The sequence below is a fragment of the Simplicispira metamorpha genome (genome assembly GCF_004341365.1).
Taxonomy (GTDB): domain Bacteria; phylum Pseudomonadota; class Gammaproteobacteria; order Burkholderiales; family Burkholderiaceae_C; genus Simplicispira; species Simplicispira metamorpha.
Genome location: NZ_SLXH01000001.1, coordinates 201057 through 220215 on the forward strand (window position 1 = coordinate 201057; position 19159 = coordinate 220215).

At 67.8% G+C, this 19159-nt stretch carries 13 protein-coding genes; 7 read left to right on the top strand and 6 right to left on the bottom strand.

Features of this window, described 5'->3' with window-relative positions:
• Positions 1–8 precede the first annotated feature (8 nt).
• Positions 9–2510, bottom strand: a complete 2502-nt coding sequence (locus EV674_RS01030) for an LPS-assembly protein LptD (protein ID WP_374761684.1) — start codon at positions 2508–2510, stop codon at positions 9–11.
• Positions 2511–2619: 109 nt separating this feature from the next.
• Here EV674_RS01030 and EV674_RS01035 point away from each other — a divergent pair, with 109 nt between their 5' ends.
• From EV674_RS01035 to EV674_RS01060, 6 genes are all read left to right on the top strand, one after another.
• Entirely contained in the window at positions 2620–3765 is a 1146-nt protein-coding gene (locus EV674_RS01035) for an aminoglycoside phosphotransferase family protein (protein WP_119013563.1), read from the top strand.
• 77 nt (positions 3766–3842) lie between these two features.
• The gene (locus EV674_RS01040) at positions 3843–4589 is read left to right on the top strand and encodes a 16S rRNA (uracil(1498)-N(3))-methyltransferase (RefSeq protein ID WP_119013564.1); all 747 of its coding nucleotides are present in this window, start codon (positions 3843–3845) and stop codon (positions 4587–4589) included.
• A gap of 170 nt (positions 4590–4759) precedes the next feature.
• Entirely contained in the window at positions 4760–5929 is a 1170-nt protein-coding gene (locus EV674_RS01045) for a LuxE/PaaK family acyltransferase (RefSeq protein ID WP_132750335.1), read from the top strand.
• A gap of 23 nt (positions 5930–5952) precedes the next feature.
• Entirely contained in the window at positions 5953–8487 is a 2535-nt protein-coding gene (locus EV674_RS01050; protein WP_119013566.1) for an acyl-CoA reductase, read from the top strand.
• 30 nt (positions 8488–8517) lie between these two features.
• Positions 8518–9819 (top strand): phenylacetate--CoA ligase family protein, encoded by a 1302-nt coding sequence (locus tag EV674_RS01055; protein WP_119013567.1) that lies wholly within the window; start codon positions 8518–8520, stop codon positions 9817–9819.
• A complete protein-coding gene (locus EV674_RS01060) occupies positions 9812–11386 on the top strand; it encodes an ATP-binding protein (RefSeq protein WP_157983688.1) in 1575 nt (524 codons plus the stop codon). Before EV674_RS01055 ends, EV674_RS01060 begins: the two co-directional genes overlap by 8 nt.
• A gap of 78 nt (positions 11387–11464) precedes the next feature.
• On the opposite strand, the gene EV674_RS01065 is transcribed toward EV674_RS01060, so the two are convergent.
• From EV674_RS01065 to EV674_RS01080, 4 genes are all read right to left on the bottom strand, one after another.
• Complete coding sequence (locus EV674_RS01065; RefSeq protein WP_157983689.1) at positions 11465–12010, bottom strand: phasin family protein; 546 nt, start codon at positions 12008–12010, stop codon at positions 11465–11467.
• 246 nt (positions 12011–12256) lie between these two features.
• A complete protein-coding gene (locus tag EV674_RS01070) occupies positions 12257–12628 on the bottom strand; it encodes a carboxymuconolactone decarboxylase family protein (protein ID WP_119013570.1) in 372 nt (123 codons plus the stop codon).
• Positions 12629–12700: 72 nt separating this feature from the next.
• Positions 12701–15991 (bottom strand): efflux RND transporter permease subunit, encoded by a 3291-nt coding sequence (locus EV674_RS01075; protein WP_119013571.1) that lies wholly within the window; start codon positions 15989–15991, stop codon positions 12701–12703.
• Positions 15992–16001: 10 nt separating this feature from the next.
• Positions 16002–17123, bottom strand: coding sequence for an efflux RND transporter periplasmic adaptor subunit (locus tag EV674_RS01080; RefSeq protein WP_241524954.1), 1122 nt, complete (start codon positions 17121–17123; stop codon positions 16002–16004).
• A gap of 233 nt (positions 17124–17356) precedes the next feature.
• Here EV674_RS01080 and EV674_RS01085 point away from each other — a divergent pair, with 233 nt between their 5' ends.
• Positions 17357–18535 carry an MFS transporter gene (locus EV674_RS01085; RefSeq protein WP_119013573.1) on the top strand — a complete coding sequence of 393 codons (1179 nt, stop codon included), beginning with the start codon at positions 17357–17359 and terminating at the stop codon, positions 18533–18535.
• An 80-nt stretch (positions 18536–18615) separates the two neighbouring features.
• Here the strand turns inward: EV674_RS01085 and EV674_RS01090 are convergent, their stop codons facing one another.
• Entirely contained in the window at positions 18616–18978 is a 363-nt protein-coding gene (locus EV674_RS01090) for a hypothetical protein (protein WP_119013608.1), read from the bottom strand.
• Positions 18979–19159: the final 181 nt, after the last annotated feature.

Sequence of the window (19159 nt, forward strand, 5' to 3'; positions counted from 1 at the left end):
GTTCAAAATCAGTCGTAGTTGCTGAAGCGGCTGGGCGTGCTGACCTGCTCGCGCAGGTATTGGTAGCGCGGGATATTTTGTTTCAGGCTGGCCAGCGGGCTGGCGCCCAGGCTCAGGCGCGAGAAACCGACAAATTCGAGCTGGAACAGCAGCCGCGTGTTGGAAGTGGTGACGCTGCTTTGCAGGCGTTCGAGCACCACGCGGCCAATCCAGCAGCAACCGTCGTATTCGAGGCCGACCACGGTATCGACCAGTTTGCGGTCTTGCAGGCTGTAGTTCAGGCGGCCCACGCTGTACCAGCGGCCACCGCCCTGGCCCCGGCCTGCGCCCAGCTCCTGGCCCTTGTCGCCCCACAGGTCGTTGAGGGGCCACTGCCAGCCGATGTCGATTTGCTCGCTGGTGCCGCGCTGCAAGCGGTAGGCGGCATTGACGGTGCGGTAGTTGCCGGGGCTGTAGCGCGCGCCAATGGTGGAGCGGATGGAGCGCCCGGTTTTGGGGTTGTACTGCACCGTCGAGTCCAGCCCCCACTGCGGCGTCCACTGCAAGCCCGCGCCCAGCAGCAGGTCGGACAGGCGCTCATCCAGCGGCGCGCTGCCGGGCAGGGTCACGTCCTGGTCAGAAAAGCGCAGGCGCTGGGCCACGCCAAAGCGCGCGGCCTCGGCGCCGGTGGTGGGGTCGAGCAGCCGCGAGGTCACGCCCAGCGTGAGCAGGTTGTTGTCGGCCAGGCGGTCGTGGCCACCAAAGGCGTTCTCGGTATAGATGGTGGTGAAGTTGAAGTCGTTGGCTGCGGTGTCGTACAGCGGCAGCAGGCGCTGGTCACGGAACGGCGTGTAGGTGTAGAAGGCGCGCGGCTCCAGCGTTTGCACAAAGCTGCGACCCAGGTAGCTGGCCTCGCGCTCAAAGACCAGGCCGCTGTCGAGGCTGAAGGTGGGCAGCACGCGGCTGGCCGAGCGCTGGCCATTGGCCAGCGGGCCGTCAAACTGGTATTGCGTGGCGTGCAGTTGCAAGCGCGGCGTGATGAAGCCTGCGGGAGCCAGATAGGGGCGGCTGATCTGCGCCAGGGCATAGCTGCGCGTGGCGTTGGGCTGGCCCGTCAGGCTGCGCTGGGCGCGAAAGCGCGTGGTGTCGGCCTCCAGGCGCGTCTCCAGCCCCCCGCCCAGGCTCTGGGTGGGCGTGTAGCGCCAATGCAATTGGGGCAGGCGGTCGTAGGGCGGCACGATGGGCGCGCTGGTGTCTTGCAGGGTTTGCCACTTCAGCGTGCGCAGTTGCAAGGCCATATCGCCCTGGCCCCACGACAGCGTGGCGTCCCCGGGCAGCAGGCGCTGGGTGAGCTGCTGGCCAGCGCGGGAAAAGTCGCGCCAGTAGTTGTCGTCGCTCACACGGTTCAGGTTGAGGTTGAGCCCCAGGCCGCCCACGCCGGTCTGCACCGTGGCCTGGTGCTGCACCGCGTAGCTCCAGCGGTCATGGCCGCGCAGGCGGTCGGAGGGCATGACATCGGCGCTCAGCTGGCCCCGGTAGGTGGGCTCCAGGTAGCGGAACTCGCCGCCCGCGCTCACGCCGCGCTTGGCCCGGATGGCAGCGCGCAGCGTGGCATCGCGGTTGGGCGCAATGTTCCAGTAGTACGGCTGGGCGTATTCCAGCCCGTTGAGGCTGTCCACCCCGATGGTCGGGGGCAGCAGGCCGGACTTGCGTTTTTCCGACAGCGGAAAGCTGATGTACGGAAACGGCAGCAGCGGCACGCCCTTGAACTCCAGCACCGCGCCCTCGGCGGTGCCCACTTCTTCGGCCATGTCCAGGTGGATGGTCTTGGCGCGCAACACCCAGTCGGGCTGCCAGCTGGCCTCGTCGGTGCGCTGGCAGGTGGTGTAGGTGGCGTTGTGGACCACGGCACGGTCGCGGTCGATGAAGTCCACGCGTGTGGAATCACCGTGTGCGGCGTTGCGCAAGAACTGGTACTGGACGTCGGTAAAAAAGCCCTCGAAGGCGTTGACGCGCAGCTCCAGCTCTTTGCCTTCATAGACGTTGCCCGCGCGGTTGATGCGCACCTGGCCCTGTGCCTTGGCCAGGTCGCCCTCCACCAGGTATTCCATGCGCTGTGCGCGGATCACGGTGTCGGCGCGGCGCAGCTCGGCGTTGCCCTCGATCACGGTGCGCACATCGGCCTGGCCCTCGATGCGGTCGCCAAAAACGAATGTGGGCATTTGCGCACGCTGGGCATCCGGAATGGTTTCTTGCAACAGGCCCGTGGCACGCAGCGGCGCAAGCGCGGGTGCGGGTGCGGGTGCGGGTGCGGGTGCGGGTGCGGGTGCGGGTGCGGCAGACGGGGCAGACGGGGCAGACGCCGACGGTGCCGGTGGCGATGGCGGCGGTGCATCGGTGGTGTTCTGCGCCAGGGCCGCCAGCGGCAGGGCGCACAACGCGCCAGCCACCCAAGGCGCCAGCGCCGTGCGGGCAGGGGTGCCAGCGCTGCGCGGGCGGGGCCACACGGACGGCGAAAGTGGGCGGGGCAGCAAGTCGTCGGGCAAGGGATTGAGTCCATCAAATGGGCGAGCCACCAGCGCCCATGCGCCTGCCCGCCACCCGCGCCAGGCAGGCCGGGTTTGTAAAATCCGATTATCCATGAGCCACCCTGCCCCCCTCTCTCCCAGCGCTGCGCCTGCCACCGCACCCACCGCCCCCACCACCGCTCCCAGCGTGGACTGGCCCAGCCCCCAGCGCCGCGCCGCTTTCGAAGCCTGGCTGGCGCCGCTGATCGCCCCGCACCAGTTGCAAGCGGCCAGCCTGCGCCCGGCCTCTGCTGACGCGAGTTTTCGGCGCTACCTGCGCCTGGACACCGCCACGCCCGGCGCCAGCTGCATCGTGATGGACGCGCCGCCCGACAAAGAAAACTGCCGCCCCTTCGTGCAGGTGCAAGCGCTGCTGGCGCAGGCTGGGCTGAGCGTGCCGCAGATCCTGGCCTGGGACGAGGCCCAAGGCTTCATGCTGCTGTCCGACCTGGGCACGCAGACGGTGATCGAGAAACTCGATCCCGAGCGCCCCCAAGACGCGTTTGCCTGGTACCAGCAGGCCACCGATACGCTGCTGCAATGGCAGCTGGCCTCGCGCCCCGGTGTGCTGCCGGTGTACGACGAAGCCCTGCTGCGCCGCGAGCTGGCACTGTTTCCGGACTGGTACATCGCCCAGCACCGGGGCACGGTGCTGGACGACGCGCAGCAGGCCGTGCTCAGCCACGCCTTCAACCGGATCGTGGCGCACAACCTGGCCGCGCCCAGCGTGTTCGTGCACCGCGACTTCATGATGCGCAACCTGATGGTGCCCCAGCAACCCGGCGGCCCGCTGGGCGTGCTGGACTTCCAGGACGCGGTGTACGGCCCCATCACCTACGACATCGCCAGCCTGCTGCGCGATGCCTTCATCAGCTGGGATGAGAATTTCGTCATCGACATTACCGTGCGTTACTGGGAAAAAGCCCGCAAAGCGGGGCTGGTGGGCGCCAACAGCCACAGCGGCTGGGGCGCCGACTTTGGCGAGTTCTACCGCAGCGTGGAGTGGATGGGCTTGCAGCGCCACCTGAAAGTGGCTGGCATTTTTGCCCGCCTGACGCTGCGCGACGGCAAGCCCAAATACCTGGCAGATGCGCCGCGCTTTCTGCACTACATCCGCGCCACCACCGACCGCTACCGCGAGCTGGGCCCGCTGCGCAAGCTCATCGACCAGATCGAGGGCACCGAAGCGGCCATGGGCTACGCTTTTGGCCGGATGTAGGCCGCGCACAGAATTTAAGCAAAATCAGCCTCCAGCCCTTGCACAGTGGGCGCGAGCAGCTATCAAAAAAGGACTGAATGCCCCGTTTTCACTGCCCCGTTGACCTGGCCACCGGCGTTGACATCGAACTGCCCGCAGGCGCCGCGCGCCATGTGCAGGTGCTGCGCCTGCAACCGGGTGACGCCATCACGCTGTTTGGCGACCGCGCCGGTGGCGAGTGGAGCGCCAGCGTCACCCACATGGGCCGCAGCAACGTGCGCGTGCAAATCGGCGTCCACCACGCCATCGAGCGCGAGGCGCCGCGCGCCATCCACCTGCTGGCGGGCATCACCGCCAACGAGCGCATGGACTGGCTGGTAGAAAAAGCCACCGAACTGGGCGTGGCCAGCATCACGCCGCTGCTGGCCGAGCGCAGCGTGCTCAAGTTGAAGGGCGAGCGCGCCGACAAAAAACTCGCCCACTGGCAGGCCGTGGCCGTGGCCGCCTGCGAGCAGTGCGGACGCAACCGCGTGCCGCCCGTTCACCCGGCGCGCAGCCTGGCCGACTGGCTGGCAGCGCAGTCCACAGGCGCTGCGGAGGACGCGGCGACCACGGCCATCGCCACACGCCTGCTGCTGTCGCTGCGCCCGGGCACACAGCCACTGCACGCCGCCGCCCCGGGCAGCGGCCCGGTGCTGTTCCTCTCCGGCCCGGAAGGCGGCCTCAGCAACGCCGAGGAAGACCTGGCCCTGCAACACGGCTTTGCCCCCGCCACGCTGGGTGCGCGCGTGCTGCGCGCCGAAACCGCGCCGCTGGCTGCGCTGGCCGCCCTGACGCTGGGTTGATCCGCCTGACGGCGCGCCAGCGTCGCCGCCCACCCGTTTCGGTTGCGCCCGCCTGCGCGGACACCGTGCCAGCCCCCCTCCACCAGCCCATAAAGAGGTCGGTATTTTCACAACTTGCCTATATCCTTGGCCGTGCAATTTCCCATGCACCAGAAACCAAGGAGACAGCATTGCGTATTCCCTCTGACCTGCCTGATTCCCGGTCATCAATGCCGCCTGCTGGCGTGGTTGACTACTGCGCCCAGCGCACACCCTACCTGCCAGAGGCTGACACCGATGCCCGCTTTGTCGCCGCCATGGCCGACATCACGCGCTGGCACCAGGAGCGCTCCCCCTGGTACCGCGCCTTTCTGGCCGCCAGTGGGATCGAGCCATCGGCACTGCGCACGGTGCAGGACGTGATGGCGCTGCCGCCCGTGCATGCCAACTTCTTCAAGGCCCATGAAGTGCTGTCGGTGCCCGAAAGCGCCATCGAAACACACCTGACCTCTTCGGGCACCACGGGTCAGAAATCACAAATGTTCTTCGACGCCTTCACCCTCGGCGGCGCACGGCGCATGGTGGACGACGTGATGGCCGCACGCGGCGTGGTCAGTGACGCTCCGGCCAATTACCTGGTCAACGCCTACGAGCCCTACGAGGGCCTGCGCGTAGGCACCTCCAACACCAACCAGTACCTGATGCGCTACGCACCGCCCGCCCGTACCTTCTGGTCACTGCGGGCGCTGGGGCCAGGCCAGCACGAGTTCGATGCCTTCGGCGTTCTGGCCACGCTGGCCGACTACGCCCAGGACAGCGTGCCCACGCGCATCATCGGCTTCCCGGCCTTTTTGCACTTCGCGCTGCGGCGCATGGCACAAACCGGTGCCCCGCCACTGCGCCTGCCACCGGGCAGCTGCGTCATCTTTGGTGGGGGCTGGAAAGGGCATGCCGACCAGGCCATTTCGCGCGAAGCCCTGCACCGCGATATCACCCACTGGCTGGGTATCCCGTCCGAGCGCATCGTCGAGACCTTCGGGGCGGTCGAGCACAGCATCCCTTACGTGGATTGCCACCAGCACCACCTGCATGTGCCCACCTGGTCGCGCGTGGTGGTGCGCGACGTGCGCACCCTGGCGCCGGTGCCCGACGGTACACCCGGCTTCCTGTCTTTTCTCTCGCCCTATATCACCTCGGTGCCCGCCCACAGCGTCGTCATGGGCGACTTGGCCGTGCGCCACCCCGGCGGCAGTTGCACCTGCGGCCTGCCATCGCCCTGGTTTGAAGTGCTGGGCCGCGCTGGCACCTCTTCCAACAAGAGCTGCGCCGCTGCCGCCGCCGAGCTGCTGCCCACCGCCTGAGCCGCCCCCACCCAAGGAAACCCATGGACATTTCAAGCTCCCCTGCCGCGATCGCACCGCATTTCTGGTTTGGCCGCTGGGTGGACGATGCCGCACTGCCCCACGCCCTGGAGCACCTGGCCGCGCATCTGGACGCCACCCTGGCCCGCGCCTTCCCCTTCGATGACCTGTTGAGCGCCTGCGCCGCCCTGGCAGAAGACCTGCGCCACGCGCGCGGCGCTTTCCAGGCACTGCATGCCCAGGCCTGCCGCAGCGCCACCCCGGAGGATGCGCGCGCAATGCTCGCAGCCATCGCCGCAATGCTGCAACGCGATGCGCTCCAAGAAAAACTGCGCTCCGAACTGGGCACCCAGCGCCCCGGTGTGCTGGAGCGCCGCTACCCTGGCCGCCAGTACGAGGCCTGGATGCCTGCGGGCTGCGTGGTGCATGTGGCCCCCTCCAATGTGTTCACCGTGGCCGCGATGGGCATGGTCGAAGGTTTGCTGGCAGGCAACCTCAACGTGGTCAAGGCCAGTGCGCGCGATGGCGACTTCGCGCCGCTGTTTGCCCAGGCCCTGGCTGCACACGATCCGGGCGGGCGACTGGCCGACTACATGGCAGTGCTGCGCCTGCCATCGAGCGACCAGGCACTGCTGCAACGGCTGTTTGCCCACGCTGACGTGATTTCTGCCTGGGGCGGCGAAAAGGCCGTGGCCGCCGTGCGCGCCAGCGCCCCGGCCCACACCCGCGTCGTCGCTTGGGGGCACAAGGTGTCTTTCGGCTATCTGGCGGCCGAATGCCTGGACGACCCCGAGGCCCTGGACGGCTTCGCGCGCGATATCTGCCGGCTCGACCAGCAAGCCTGCTCCAGCCCCCAAACGCTGCTGGCAGAAACCGATGGCCCGGGGCTGGACGCGCTGGCTCAGCGCCTGGCACAGGCCCTGGCCCGCATCGCCCCGACCATTGCCGGGCACCACCCGGACACCGCCGAACAAGCGGAAATCACCACGGCAGTGAGCGTGGCGCGGGCCGAGGAGGCCCTGCAACTGACCCGGGTCATCGAAGCAGCAGACGGCGGCTGGCGCATCCTGCTCGACCGCCGCCCGGGCCTGCGGCCTTCGCCGCTGTACCGCACCATCTGGCTCAAGAGCGTGCAGCGTGAGCACCTGGGCGCGGCCCTGCGCCCCATGCGCCCCTGGCTGCAAACCTGCGGCCTGGCCACGGGCCTGGCCAGCGCGGCGTCCTTGGCGCGCAGCCTGCTGTCAGCCGGTGTCAGTCGCATCACCCGCCCCGGCGAGATGATCGACAGCTACCTGGGTGCGCCGCACGACGGCGTATATGCATTGCAGCACCTGGCCCGGAGGGTCTCGGTGGATGGCCCGCCCGCCCTGGCCTGTGTGGGCAGTCTGGATGCGCTGGAGCCGCCAGCGGCGCTGCGACCACCCGCTGTGCCGGTGATGGACAAAGCCGCCTTCCAAGCCCTGTCCCTGGCGCATGACGATCCCTTGACTGGCCTGGTGGTGCGCAGCGGCGGCTCCAGCGGCCAGGTGGCCTACTCCACCTTCCGCTGGGCCGACTACCACGAACAAATGGCCGTCACCGCCCATGGTTTGGTGGCTGCGGGCCTGGAGCCCGCACGCGACCGGGTGATGAATCTGTTCGCGGCAGGGTATCTGTACGGCAGCTTCATCAGTTTCTGGACAATCCTGGAGCATCTGCGGGTGCGCCAATACCCCATGGCGATGGTGCCCGAGTACGAGCAGATCGCCGAGCAAATCCTGGCACACCGCACCAACGTGCTGATCGGCATGACGCCGCACCTGCTGGGTCTTTTCAGATCCCAGGGGCAGCAGATCAAGGCGGCGGGCTGCGTGGAAAAGGTGTTTTACGGCGGCGAAGCCCTGTCGCCCGCACAGGTGCGATTTCTGCGCGAGGAGTGCGGTGTGCCGGTGGTGCGCTCAGTGGCCTATGGCTCCAACGATGCAGGCCCCATGGGTTACCAGTGCGAGCACAGCCAAGGCGGCGTACACCACCTGTTCACCCGTTTGCAGACGCTGGAGATCGCGCGCCTGGACGAAGACGCGCCCGTGCAAGGCACCGAGATCGGTCGCTTGCTGCTGACCTCGCGCGCACGCAGCGCTCCCACCATCGCGCGCTATGAAATCGGCGACACCGGCCGCTGGGTGCCGGGCCCCTGCCCCTGCGCACGCCAGGAGCCGCGCTTTGAACTCACTGGTCGGCTGGGCGACGTTTTCAAGGCCGGCGGCCCCTTGCTGAACTACAGCCGTTTTGTGGATTTTCTGAGCCAGCAGCTGGACTACGCCGGGCCGGTACAGCTGCACATCGACAGCGAGCCTGCCGCTACCGTGCTGCGCATCTGGGTGGACGACACCTTGCAGGCACCCACCACAGAGGCAGCAGAGCAACTGTGCGCCTGGTACGACGAATTGGGCGTGATCCGCACCTACCAGCTGCCGCTGATCGTGCGCCTGGAAATCCATCCCCACAGCGATTTCGTGCGTGTCAAGGCCAGCGGCAAATTGCGCCATGTGTGCGACCACCGCCTGGACGCCACCTGACCCTTCCACCTATTTCCCCTCGCATCCACCATGACCGACCTCTCCGCTGCCGCACCGCCGACCCAGGCCCAGCGCCTGGCCGCGCTGCTGTCCTTTGCACGCACCCACTCGCCTTTTTATCGCGACTTCTACGCCGCCGTGCCACCGGGCGAGTCCCGCCTGGACGCCTACCCGGTGCTCGACCACAAGGCCTTCTGGGCCGCCAACACGGTGCATGACAACCGCGTATTCACCGCCCCACTCACGGAAGGCATCACTTTCAAGAGCGGCGGCACCACTGGCCAGCCCAAATACTCCGTATTCACCCACGCCGAATGGCGCGCATTCACCCAGGCATTCGGGGGCGGTATGCGCCGTGCTGGTCTGCGCGAAGGTGAGCGCATTGGCAACCTGTTCTATGCGGGCAAGCTGTATGCCTCATTCCTGTTCATTGGCCGCAGCATCGAAGCCGCTGGCGCAGGCATCTGCTACCCCATCGGAGGGGACGATGCCGAGGAAATCCTGGCCACTTGGCGCCAGTTCAGTCTGACCACCCTGGCGGGTGTGCCCACCACGCTGATGGCGCTGCTGGAGCGCCTCACGCCTGCCGACCGCGCAACGCTGCGCCTGGAAACCTTTCTGTATGGCGGTGAACCCATGTTTGCCGACCAGATCGCTGCGCTGCAGCAGGTGTTTCCCGGCTGCCAGGTGCGCTCGATCGGCGTGGCCGGTGTGGACTACGGCGAGCTGGGCTGGGTGCCCGCAGGCGCCGAACCCGGGGTGCACAGCGTGTTCGACGACAGCACCGTGCTGGAAATTCTGGAGGACGACAGCGACCAGCCGGTGCAAGGCACTGGCCAGGCAGGCCGGCTGGTGCTGACCAACCTGGAGCGGCGTCTGGTGCCCATCATTCGCTACCCGGTGGGGGACCGGGGCGCCTGGATGGATCCCCCGGGCACGCCCCAGCGGCGCTTTCGCCTGCTCGGGCGCACCGAGGAAGGCGCACGCATCGGCCCGATGACGCTGTATGTGGACGACATCCTGGCGCTGTTGGCCAGCCTGCAACGCCAGGGTACGGACTGCACGGTGCAGTCTTTCCAACTGTGCATAGACCATGCCGAACGCCGCGACCGGCTGCGCCTGCGCTTGGCCGTCACCACACCACAAGCGCGCAGTGAGGCCGATGGCACCCGCGTGCGCGAGGCCCTGTATGCCCAGCGCCCCATGTTTGCAGACCTGATCGATGCAGGGGTGGTGCATCCGCTGGAAGTGGAATGGACTACCCCCGCTGCCCTGCTCACCAACCCCCGTACCGGCAAGCTGCTGCGCGTGGTGGATCGCCGCCATGGCTGACTGCTCCATGCCCACCCAGACCCCGACGCCACAACCACCCGACCCCCGCCACGACTGGCTGCGCCTGAGCGTGCCTGCGCACCCACGCGCCATTGCCATCGTCCAGGCACTGCTGTCGGCCCAGGCCAGCACGCAGGGCTTCACACCCGCGCAACGCATGCGCATGCAAACCGCTGCCGAGGAAGCCCTGCTCACGGTGCTGCGCTGCGCCCATGACGACGAACCGGATGCCGATGCAGCCAGTGTGCTCGACATCCTGGTAGCGGTACTGCCCCCGGTGCTGCAATTGCGCATCACCGACCACGGACTGCCCTACGACCTGAGCCTGGTGCCGCAGTACGACCCAGCGCAGCCCGACAGCGCGGTACAGGACGATGCCGGTCTGTCCGCCTTCCTGATGCACCAATTGGTTGATCGCTCGCGGGTGCTCAACCTGGGTGCGCAAGGCCAGCATGTCGAACTCGAATGGTGGTTGCCCCAGCAAGGCGCCCTGACCACGCCAGTGGCCAACCACGCTGCGTCCGATCACGCGGGCCCGACCCCGGTGGAGCCCGCTCCAGCGCCGACCACCCTGCGCCCGCTGGAGGCTGGCGATGCCATCCATCTGGCCCGCCTGATGTACCGCAGCTATGGCTACTCGTACGTCAACCCCGACATGTACATCGCCGAACGCATCCTCGCGCGCGGCCAAGATGGCCGCCTGACCTCCTGGGTGGCGCAGGCGCAGGACGCCGCTGGCGCCCCCATCGTCGGCCACATCGCACTCATGAAAGACCACCGCGATGACCCGGCCCTCGAAGTCGGCGCCGCCGTGGTGGCACCCGACCAGCGCGGTGGCGGCCTGCTGGGCCAACTGCTGCAAACCGTGACCCAAGCCCTGGAGCAGCGCCCCGAGGCAGCGGCCTTCGTGCATGCCGTCACGCGCCATCCCTACACGCAAAAGACCTTTGGCCGACTGGGCTACCTGCCCACCGCACTGTTGCTGGCCTACACCCCGGCCAGCCTGCAATTTCGCAGCATTCCGGGCCAGGCATCGACCCAGCGGGGCAGCGTGTTCTATGCCTGCCGTCTGCTGCGCCCCGCCCCGCCAGTGGATGTCCACCTGCCACCCGATCTGGCCAGCCTGGTGCTGCCGCGCGCCGCCGACATCGGCATGGAGCTGCGGCCCCAGCCGCTGCGCCGGGATGCGCTGCAAGGTGCCACGCAGTTGCAGGTGCGCGTCGAGCCAGCACTCAACGCGGCCTTCGTGGTGGTGCGCCATGCCGGTGCTGACCTGGGCGAGGTGCTGCAACGCGCCCTGCGCCAGTGGTGTCGTCAGCAGGTCGATGCGATTTACCTCAGCCTTGACCTGTGCGACCCCGGTACACCCGCAGCGTGGGAGTGTGCAGCCCCTTTGGGTTTTCTGCCCGCAGGGCTGACGCCCTACATGCCCTGGCCCGCCACGCTGGCGCTGCAATACCTCAACAACCAATGGCTACAGGCCGACGCCATCGCCACCGTGGGCCCCGCAGCACAGGCACTGCGCGACCAAGTATTTGCCGCTTACCGGCAGCGTGAATGCCTTTGAGCCCACACAGCAAAAAGGCCGAACCCTTGCGGGTTCGGCCTTGGTGACTCTGGTGCGCAGGCCAGTGGCCTGCCGGGCTCAGACCTTGGCGGCGGGCTTGGCCGTCTTGACCGTCTTGGCCACCACGTCGGTCACGTGGTTTTGGGCTTGTGCCATGGCTTGCTGGGCAGCGGCCTGTGCCTGTGCAAAGGCTTGCTGGCCGGTGGTGGCAGCGTTCTTGAAGGCGGAAACAAAAGCTTCGCTGCCAGCAGGAACGTTTTGGGTCATGGACTCCACGGCGCTGCCCCAGGTCTTTTGCGCATCGGCCAGCTTGTCTTTGGACACCTTGGACAGCTCAGCGCCGGTTTGCGAGGTGATTTCGTAGACGCTGCGGCCATAGGCAGCGGCTTTTTCAGCCATGGGCTGGGCCATTTTGGTCTGGGCAGCCAGCACGTCTTCGGGGGTGGTGGCCGAGGCCACTGCCTGGATCGAACCCAGGGAGTTTTCCAGCACCGACTTGGCGGTGGCCATGTTCAGTTCGGCCAGCTTTTCAAAGCCAGCGAAAGCGGTGGTGGCCAGGGCGGTCAGGTCAGCGGCGGCGTTTTTGCCAGCAGCGGCGAAGGCTTGGGTGTCGATTTTTTGCATGAGAAGCTCCATCAGGTGGTGTTGAAAAAGCGCCGACTCCAGGCCTTCCCGGAAAAATGCTGCGGCGCAACATGACGCTATGGTAAGTGAGTTTGGCGCATTTGCAAGACATTTTTGTTGCAGTGCAACATTTTTCACTGCGCAGTGGAGAGTGCGGTGTTTACCGGGTGCGAGCAAACCGGGTTTTGACGGCGCGCTGCACCCAGCGCACCAGATTGGCGCCGTGGCGCGCCCAGCAGGGGCACATCAGGCCGACGCCGGTGCGGCGGCTGCGGCAGCGGCGCTGAATTCATCGAACGCCGCAGAGGTTTTGGCCGCATACATCAGCGATGGCCCGCCGCCCATGTACACGGCCATGGCCAGCGCCTCGGCCAACTCGGCGCGCGTGGCGCCCAGCTTGACCAGCGCCTGGGTGTGAAAGCCCACGCACGGATCACAGCGCGCGGCCACCGACAGCGCCACGGCAATCAGCTCCTTGGTCTTTTTGTCCAGCGCGCCCGCCGCGCTGGCCGCCTTGCCCAGCGCATGGAAGGCTTGCAGGGTGTCGGGGATTTCGCTGCGCAGCTGGCCCAGCTCGGCGGAAATGCCACGGGTGAGATCGGTGTAAGAAATGTCCATTGCTTGCTCCTGAAAGGTTAGGGTAAAAATCGGCTCCAGCCCTTGCGCAGCAAGCGCAAGCAGCTATCATTTTTAAGTCATTGCATCGGCCACGGGCGCGCCGCGCAGTGCGTCCAGGCGGTGGCGGTAGGCCGCGTAGTACAGGGTGGGAATGACCACCAGCGTGAGCACGGTGGACACCGAGATGCCGAAGATCAGCGAGATCGCCAGCCCGTTGAAGATCGGGTCGTCGAGGATGAAGAAGGCGCCGAGCATGGCCGCCAGCCCGGTCAGCACGATGGGCTGGGCGCGCGTGATGGCCGACTGCACGATGGCGCGCTCGAACGGCACCCCGGCGCGCACTTGCAGGTTGATGAAGTCCACCAGCAGGATGGAGTTGCGCACGATGATCCCGGCCAGCGCGATCATGCCGATCATGCTGGTGGCGGTGTACTGCGCGCCCAGCAGTGCGTGGCCCGGCATGACGCCGATGATGGTCAGCGGAATGGGCGCCATGATGATCAGCGGCGTCAGGTAGCTGCCAAACTGCGCCACCACCAGCAGGTAGATCAGGATCAGCCCCACGCCGTAGGCGGCGCCCATGTCGCGGAAGGTCTCGTAGGTGATTTGCCACTCGCCGTCCCATTTGAGGGCGTAGCCGCGCCAGGCGTCCTGCGGCGGGCGGATGAAGTACTCCTGCATCTGGCCGCCGTCGGGCATGGGCAGTTGGGCGATGTCGCCGCGCATCTGGAACATGCCGTAGAGCGGGCTGTCCACGTGGCCCGCCATGTCGGCGACGACGTAGTTCACCGGCAGCAAATCCTTGTGGTGGATGGGCTGCTCGCGCACGGTGTCGCTCACCGTCACCAGCTCACGGATCGGCACCAGGGCGCCGCTGGCGGCGCGCACCGTCAGTTGCAGCAGGGCAGCCAAATCGCCGTGCTGCTGCGGCGGCAGTTGCAGCAGGGCGGGCGCGGGGTATTTGCTCTGGTCGTGCAGGTACGTGGCGGCCTCGCCCGCCAGCCCGGCGCGCAGCGTGCCCACGATGGCCTGCTGCGGCACGCCCAGCATGGCGGCCTTGCGCCTATCGACCAACAGCAAGGTGCGCGGCGCGCTGGCAATGCTGCTGTCGTCCACATCGACCACGCCAGGGGTTTTGTCGAACACCGCGCGCACGGCCTTGGCGACCTGCTGGCGGCCCTCGGCCTCGGGGCCATAAATCTCGGCCACGATGGGCGCCAGCACCGGCGGGCCGGGCGGCACTTCGACCACTTTCACGTTGGCGCCCAGGTTCCGGCCAATGGCTTGCAACGCCGGGCGCACGCGCGTGGCAATGGCGTGGCTCTGGTCTTTGCGCTGCGATTTGTCCACCAGGTTGACCTGGATGTCGCCCACCTCGCCACCGGCGCGCAGGTCGTACTGGCGCACCAGGCCGTTGAAGTTGATGGGCGCGGCGGTGCCGGCGTAGGCTTGGTAGTCGGTCACTTCGGGCACGGTGGCCAGGTGCGCGCCCAGGGCGTGCAACACGGCGGCGGTCTGCTCCACCGGGGTGCCTGCGGGCATGTCCACCACCACCTGGAACTCGGACTTGTTGTCGAACGGCAGCATCTTCAGCAGCACCAGCCCGGCCGCAGGCAGCGCCACCGACAGCGCAATCAGCCCGGCAATGCCCAGGCCCAGCAGGCGGCGGTTGCGCGTGCCGCGTTTTTCGTCGAGCAGCGGCGTGAAGATGCGCGTGAACAGCGGCGTGATCTTGCCTGCCATGCCGTGCTGCGCCGGGGCGTGGCTGTCGGCGTGCGACGGGTCGGCGCCGCCTGCGCTGGCGTGGCTGGCCGACACGTCCCGCATCCACAGCCGCGCCAGCCAGGGCGTGACGACGAAGGCAATCGCCAGGGAGAGCACCATGCCCATGCTGGCGTTGATGGGGATGGGCGCCATGTACGGCCCCATCAGCCCCGAGACAAAAGCCATGGGCAGCAGCGCGGCAATCACCGTCAGCGTGGCCAGGATGGTCGGCCCGCCGACCTCATCGACCGCGCCGGGGATGATCTGCGCCAGCGTTTTGCCGGGGTACAGCTGCTGGTGGCGGTGGATGTTCTCGACCACCACGATGGCATCGTCCACCAGAATGCCGATGGAAAAAATCAGCGCAAACAGCGACACCCGGTTGAGCGTGAAGCCCCAGGCCCACGAGGCAAACAGCGTGGCCGTGAGCGTCAGCACCACCGCCGTGCCGACGATGGCCGCCTCGCGCCGCCCCAGCGCGATGAACACCAGCGCCACCACCGAGGCGGTGGCAAACAGCAGTTTCTGGATCAGCTTTTGCGCCTTGTCGTTGGCCGTGGCGCCGTAGTTGCGCGTTTCGGCCACCTGCATGTCCGCCGGGATGACGGTGTTTTTGAGCGCCTCGACCCACGCCATCACGGCGTTGGCCACGTCGATGGCGTTTTCGCCGGGCTTCTTGGTGATGGCCAGGGTGACGGCGGGGTATTCCGCCGCCTTGTCGCCCGCCGTGCCGTGCCAGACGTAGCGGCTGGGTGGCGGTGCGCCATCGCGCACGCTGGCCACGTCCGACAGGAACACCGGCTTGCCCGCGCGCACGCCCACCACCAGCTCGGCCACCTCGGCGGCGTTGGCCAGGAACGGCCCGGACTCGATGGCCACGGCGCGGTTGCCGCCCAGCAGCTCGCCCACGGGCAGACCGAGGTTGGCCGATTGCAGCGCGCGGCGCAGGTCGTCCACGGTGACGCCCGCGCCCGCCATGCGCGCGGCGTCCATCTCGACCATGACGGCGCGGCCCGGGCCGCCGATGGTGTGGACGGTGCGGGTGCCGGGCACGCGCTTCAAGTCCACCTCGACGCTGTGGGCCACGCGCTCCAGATCAAAAGCGCCGGTCTGCGGATTCGGGCTGAACAGCGTCAGCGAGACGATGGGCACGTCGTCGATGCCCTTGGGCTTGACCAGCGGCGGCTGCACGCCCAGGCCCTGGGGCAGCCAGTCGGCATTGGAGTTGACCGTGTCGTACAGCCGCACCAGCGCCTCGGTGCGCGGCACACCCACCTTGAACTGCACCGTGAGCACGGCCACGCCGGGGCGCGACAGCGACATCACATGCTCGGTGCCGGTGATTTGCGACAGCACCTGCTCGGCGGGGATGGCCACCATCTGCTCCACGTCGCGCACGCTGGCGCCGGGGAACGGGATGATGACGTTGGCCATGGTGACGTTGATCTGCGGCTCTTCTTCGCGCGGCGTGACCAGCACGGCAAAGGCGCCCAACAGCAGCGCCAGCAGCGCCAGCAACGGCGTGATCTGCGCCCCCTGAAAAAACGCCGCGATGCGGCCCGAAACGCCCAAGGTCTGGCGGGGTGGAATGGAACTCATGGCCGGGCCCTTATTGCGCGCGCGTGGCCGCTTGCGGATCGGCAATCACCTGTTCGCCCGGCGCCACGCCGGTCAGCACCTCGACGCGGTCGCCATCGACGCGGCCCAGGCGCACCTGGCGCAGCAGGGGCTTGCCGCCTTCGCCCTGCACGTACACGCCGGTCATCTCGGCGCGGCGCACGATGGACTGGAGCGGCACCGTCACGCGCTGGCCCGCCGCGCTGGCGCCCGTGCCCGCCACCGGCAGCCACAGGCGGGCAAACATGCCGGGCGCTGCGCCGCTCAGGCCCGCAGGCAGGTCGGCACGCACTTGCTGGGTGTGCGTGGCCGCGTCCACCGTGGGCAGGCGCTGCACGCGTGTGGGCTGGGGCCACTGCTGCGCGGCGGGTAGGCCCGGCAGCTCGACGCGCACGACCTCACTGCTGGCACTGTGGCCAGCCTTGCCACTGTCGCCTGCCACGCCCGTGGCCTGCGCCGCGCTGGCTGCGCCCAGCCACACCGACTGCGCCACCGACTGTGGCACCGCCGCCGTCACGCGCAGCGCGCTGGGGTCGTACAAGGTGAGCAGCGCGCGCCCGGGCAGGGCCATGTCGCCCAGTTGCACCGGCACCTCGGCCACCACACCCGCATACGGAGCGCGCACCGTGTGCAGGCCCGTCTGTGTGCGCGCCGCGCCCGCCTGCGCCACCTGCGCGGCCACCTGGGCGCGTGTGGCCTTGAACTCGGACTCGGCCCGCTCCAGCGCGGCCTGGCTGATGTATTTTTGCTGGTAGAGCTGCTGCTGGCGGCCGTACTCGCGCGTGGCCACCTCCAGCGCAGCGCGGGCGGCCAGCACCTGGGCGTCGCTGGCGGCAGCACTTTGGTCGGCAGTGCGCGCATCAATGCGCAGCAGCAACTGGCCCGCCTGCACCCGGTCGCCCGCCTTCACGGCCAGCTCGACCACGGCGCCGCTGACCTGGGCGGCGACCACGGTCTGGCGCACGGCCTCGACCACGCCGTCAAAGCCCGCGCGGCCTTGCGAGGCGGCGGCCTGTGCAGGCACCACGGCCAGCTCGGCAGGCGCTGCGGCGGCAGCCAGCGAGACCGGCAGCGCAACGGCCAAGGCGATGGCAAAAGGACGAAGGAGAAACATGGGCAGTCTTTCAAAACAGGCGCGTGCCACCGGCAACGGCGTGTTCACGGTCTTGCGGGGTGGCAGGGCATGGCGGGTATTATTTGCATGAATAGTTAAATAGTCAATTAGTTGATTTATCAACATCGCCCTGATGGCGGTAGGCTCTCGGGCATATCGCTACAGTGCCAGGGCCCTTGGCTGGCGGGCTGTGCCTGCGGCCCTCCTCCACACCCTTCATTTTTTTGCTGCCCATGAACCGCAATCTCTGGCTACTGGCCTTGTGCCAAGGTCTGTTTCTGACCAACAACGTGGTGTTCATCGCCATCAACGGGCTGGTGGGCCTGCAACTGGCGCCCTATGGCTGGATGGCCACGCTGCCGGTGATGGGCTACGTGGTGGGCGGCGCGCTGTCCACGCCGCTGGTGGCACAAACGCAGCGGCGCTGGGGGCGCCAGGTGTCGTTCCAGATCGGGCTGGTGGTGGCGCTGCTCTCGGCGCTGCTGTGCGCGTGGGCGGCTTTTCAGGGCAACTTCTGGCTGCTGTGCCTGGCTACGCTGGTGGCGGGCTACTACAGCGCCAACGGCCAGCTCTACCGCTTTGCCGCCGCCGAACTGACCAGCGCCGCCCACCGCGAAAAAGCCGTCTCGCTGGTGCTGGCCGGGGGCCTGCTGGGCGCCGTGGCCGGGCCCAATCTGGCCAGCCAGGCGCGCGACCTGTTCAGTGTGCCGTTTGCCGGGGCCTATCTGGCGCTGGTGGTGGTGGCGTTGCTGTCCATGGCCTGCATGGCGGCCATCCGTTTTGAGGCGCTGCCTGCCAGCACCACGGGCAGCGCCGGGCAGGGCCGGTCGTTGGCCGAGCTGATGCGCGAGCCGGTGTTTCTGGTGGCGGTGCTGGGCGCAGCGCTGGGCTATGGGGTGATGAACCTGCTCATGGCCGCCACGCCGCTGGCCATGCAGGTGTGCGGCTACGCCTTCAGCGATGCCGCCTTCGTGTTGCAGTGGCACGTGATCGGCATGTTTGCACCAGGCTTTTTTACCGGCCACCTGATCAAGCGCTTTGGCGTGCTGCCGGTGATGGGCGTGGGCGTGGTGCTGAACCTGGCCTGCGTGGTGGTGGCGTTGTCGGGGCAAGACCTGCACCAGTTCACGATTGCGCTGTTTTTGCTGGGTGTGGGCTGGAATTTTCTGTTCACCGGCAGCACCACGCTGGCGCTCTCCGCATACCGCCCCGAAGAAAAAGACCGCGCCCAGGCGGCCATCAACTTCTGCGTGTTTGCCACCATGGCCCTGACCTCATTTGCCTCGGGCGCGCTGATCACCACGCAGGGTTGGTCGCTGCTCAATGCGGGCTCGCTGTTGCCGATTGCGGTGACGGGTGCAGCGCTGCTGTGGCTGGCCGCACGCCAGCGGCGGGCGCGGGTGCCGGGCTGATGCAGCGCTGTGGCGCGGCCTGCGCCCAGCAAAACCTGCTACAGCCGGGGGCGCACGATGAACCCATGGCGGGGCGGCTTTCAGGGCGGGTTAGGGCCGGGCGGCAGCGGCACATCGGGCCGGTCCATGCCCTGCATGGGGTAGGCGTCGGCCACGTAGGCCGGGCCTTTCATCACCATGACGATGAAGGCGCCGATGGCGACGGTGAACACCACCGTCCAGTGCAGCACCAGCAGGCTGATGGCGTAAATCTCCAGCGTGCTCAGGGGGGCGGCCAGCGTCTGCGCGGACTCTGCCGCCTGCCACCAGCGCGCGGCCAGCGCGGGCAGGCACAGCAACGCGCTGCCGACCAGCCAGATTTTGGGCAGGGCGCGCAGTATCTGGCGCTCCTGACCAGCGGGGGTCTGCTGAAAACCGGGCAATCGTTTGAACAGATCGGACATGGCCACCTCCACACCATCAGGGGCAAAAATCTTACTACCCGGGCTGGCCGGGGCGCCGCCCGGAGCGGGGGCGGCACCGGGCACCACCCCGGGCGCAGCACAGGCCCTGCGGCCTGCGGGGCGCTGGGCCAGCCAGCCAGCCAGCCATGTTTTAAATTTGATAGCTGCTCGCGCCCACCAC

What these genes read in the sequence shown, in the direction of transcription:
- EV674_RS01035 (WP_119013563.1), top strand. Translation starts at nt 2,620, where the DNA reads ATGAGCCACCCTGCCCCCCTCTCTCCCAGCGCTGCGCCTGCCACCGCA.
- EV674_RS01040 (WP_119013564.1), top strand. Translation starts at nt 3,843, where the DNA reads ATGCCCCGTTTTCACTGCCCCGTTGACCTGGCCACCGGCGTTGACATC.
- EV674_RS01050 (WP_119013566.1), top strand. Translation starts at nt 5,953, where the DNA reads ATGGACATTTCAAGCTCCCCTGCCGCGATCGCACCGCATTTCTGGTTT.
- EV674_RS01055 (WP_119013567.1), top strand. Translation starts at nt 8,518, where the DNA reads ATGACCGACCTCTCCGCTGCCGCACCGCCGACCCAGGCCCAGCGCCTG.
- EV674_RS01060 (WP_157983688.1), top strand. Translation starts at nt 9,812, where the DNA reads ATGGCTGACTGCTCCATGCCCACCCAGACCCCGACGCCACAACCACCC.
- EV674_RS01065 (WP_157983689.1), bottom strand. Translation starts at nt 12,010, where the DNA reads ATGCAAAAAATCGACACCCAAGCCTTCGCCGCTGCTGGCAAAAACGCC.
- EV674_RS01070 (WP_119013570.1), bottom strand. Translation starts at nt 12,628, where the DNA reads ATGGACATTTCTTACACCGATCTCACCCGTGGCATTTCCGCCGAGCTG.
- EV674_RS01075 (WP_119013571.1), bottom strand. Translation starts at nt 15,991, where the DNA reads ATGAGTTCCATTCCACCCCGCCAGACCTTGGGCGTTTCGGGCCGCATC.
- EV674_RS01080 (WP_241524954.1), bottom strand. Translation starts at nt 17,123, where the DNA reads ATGTTTCTCCTTCGTCCTTTTGCCATCGCCTTGGCCGTTGCGCTGCCG.
- EV674_RS01085 (WP_119013573.1), top strand. Translation starts at nt 17,357, where the DNA reads ATGAACCGCAATCTCTGGCTACTGGCCTTGTGCCAAGGTCTGTTTCTG.
- EV674_RS01090 (WP_119013608.1), bottom strand. Translation starts at nt 18,978, where the DNA reads ATGTCCGATCTGTTCAAACGATTGCCCGGTTTTCAGCAGACCCCCGCT.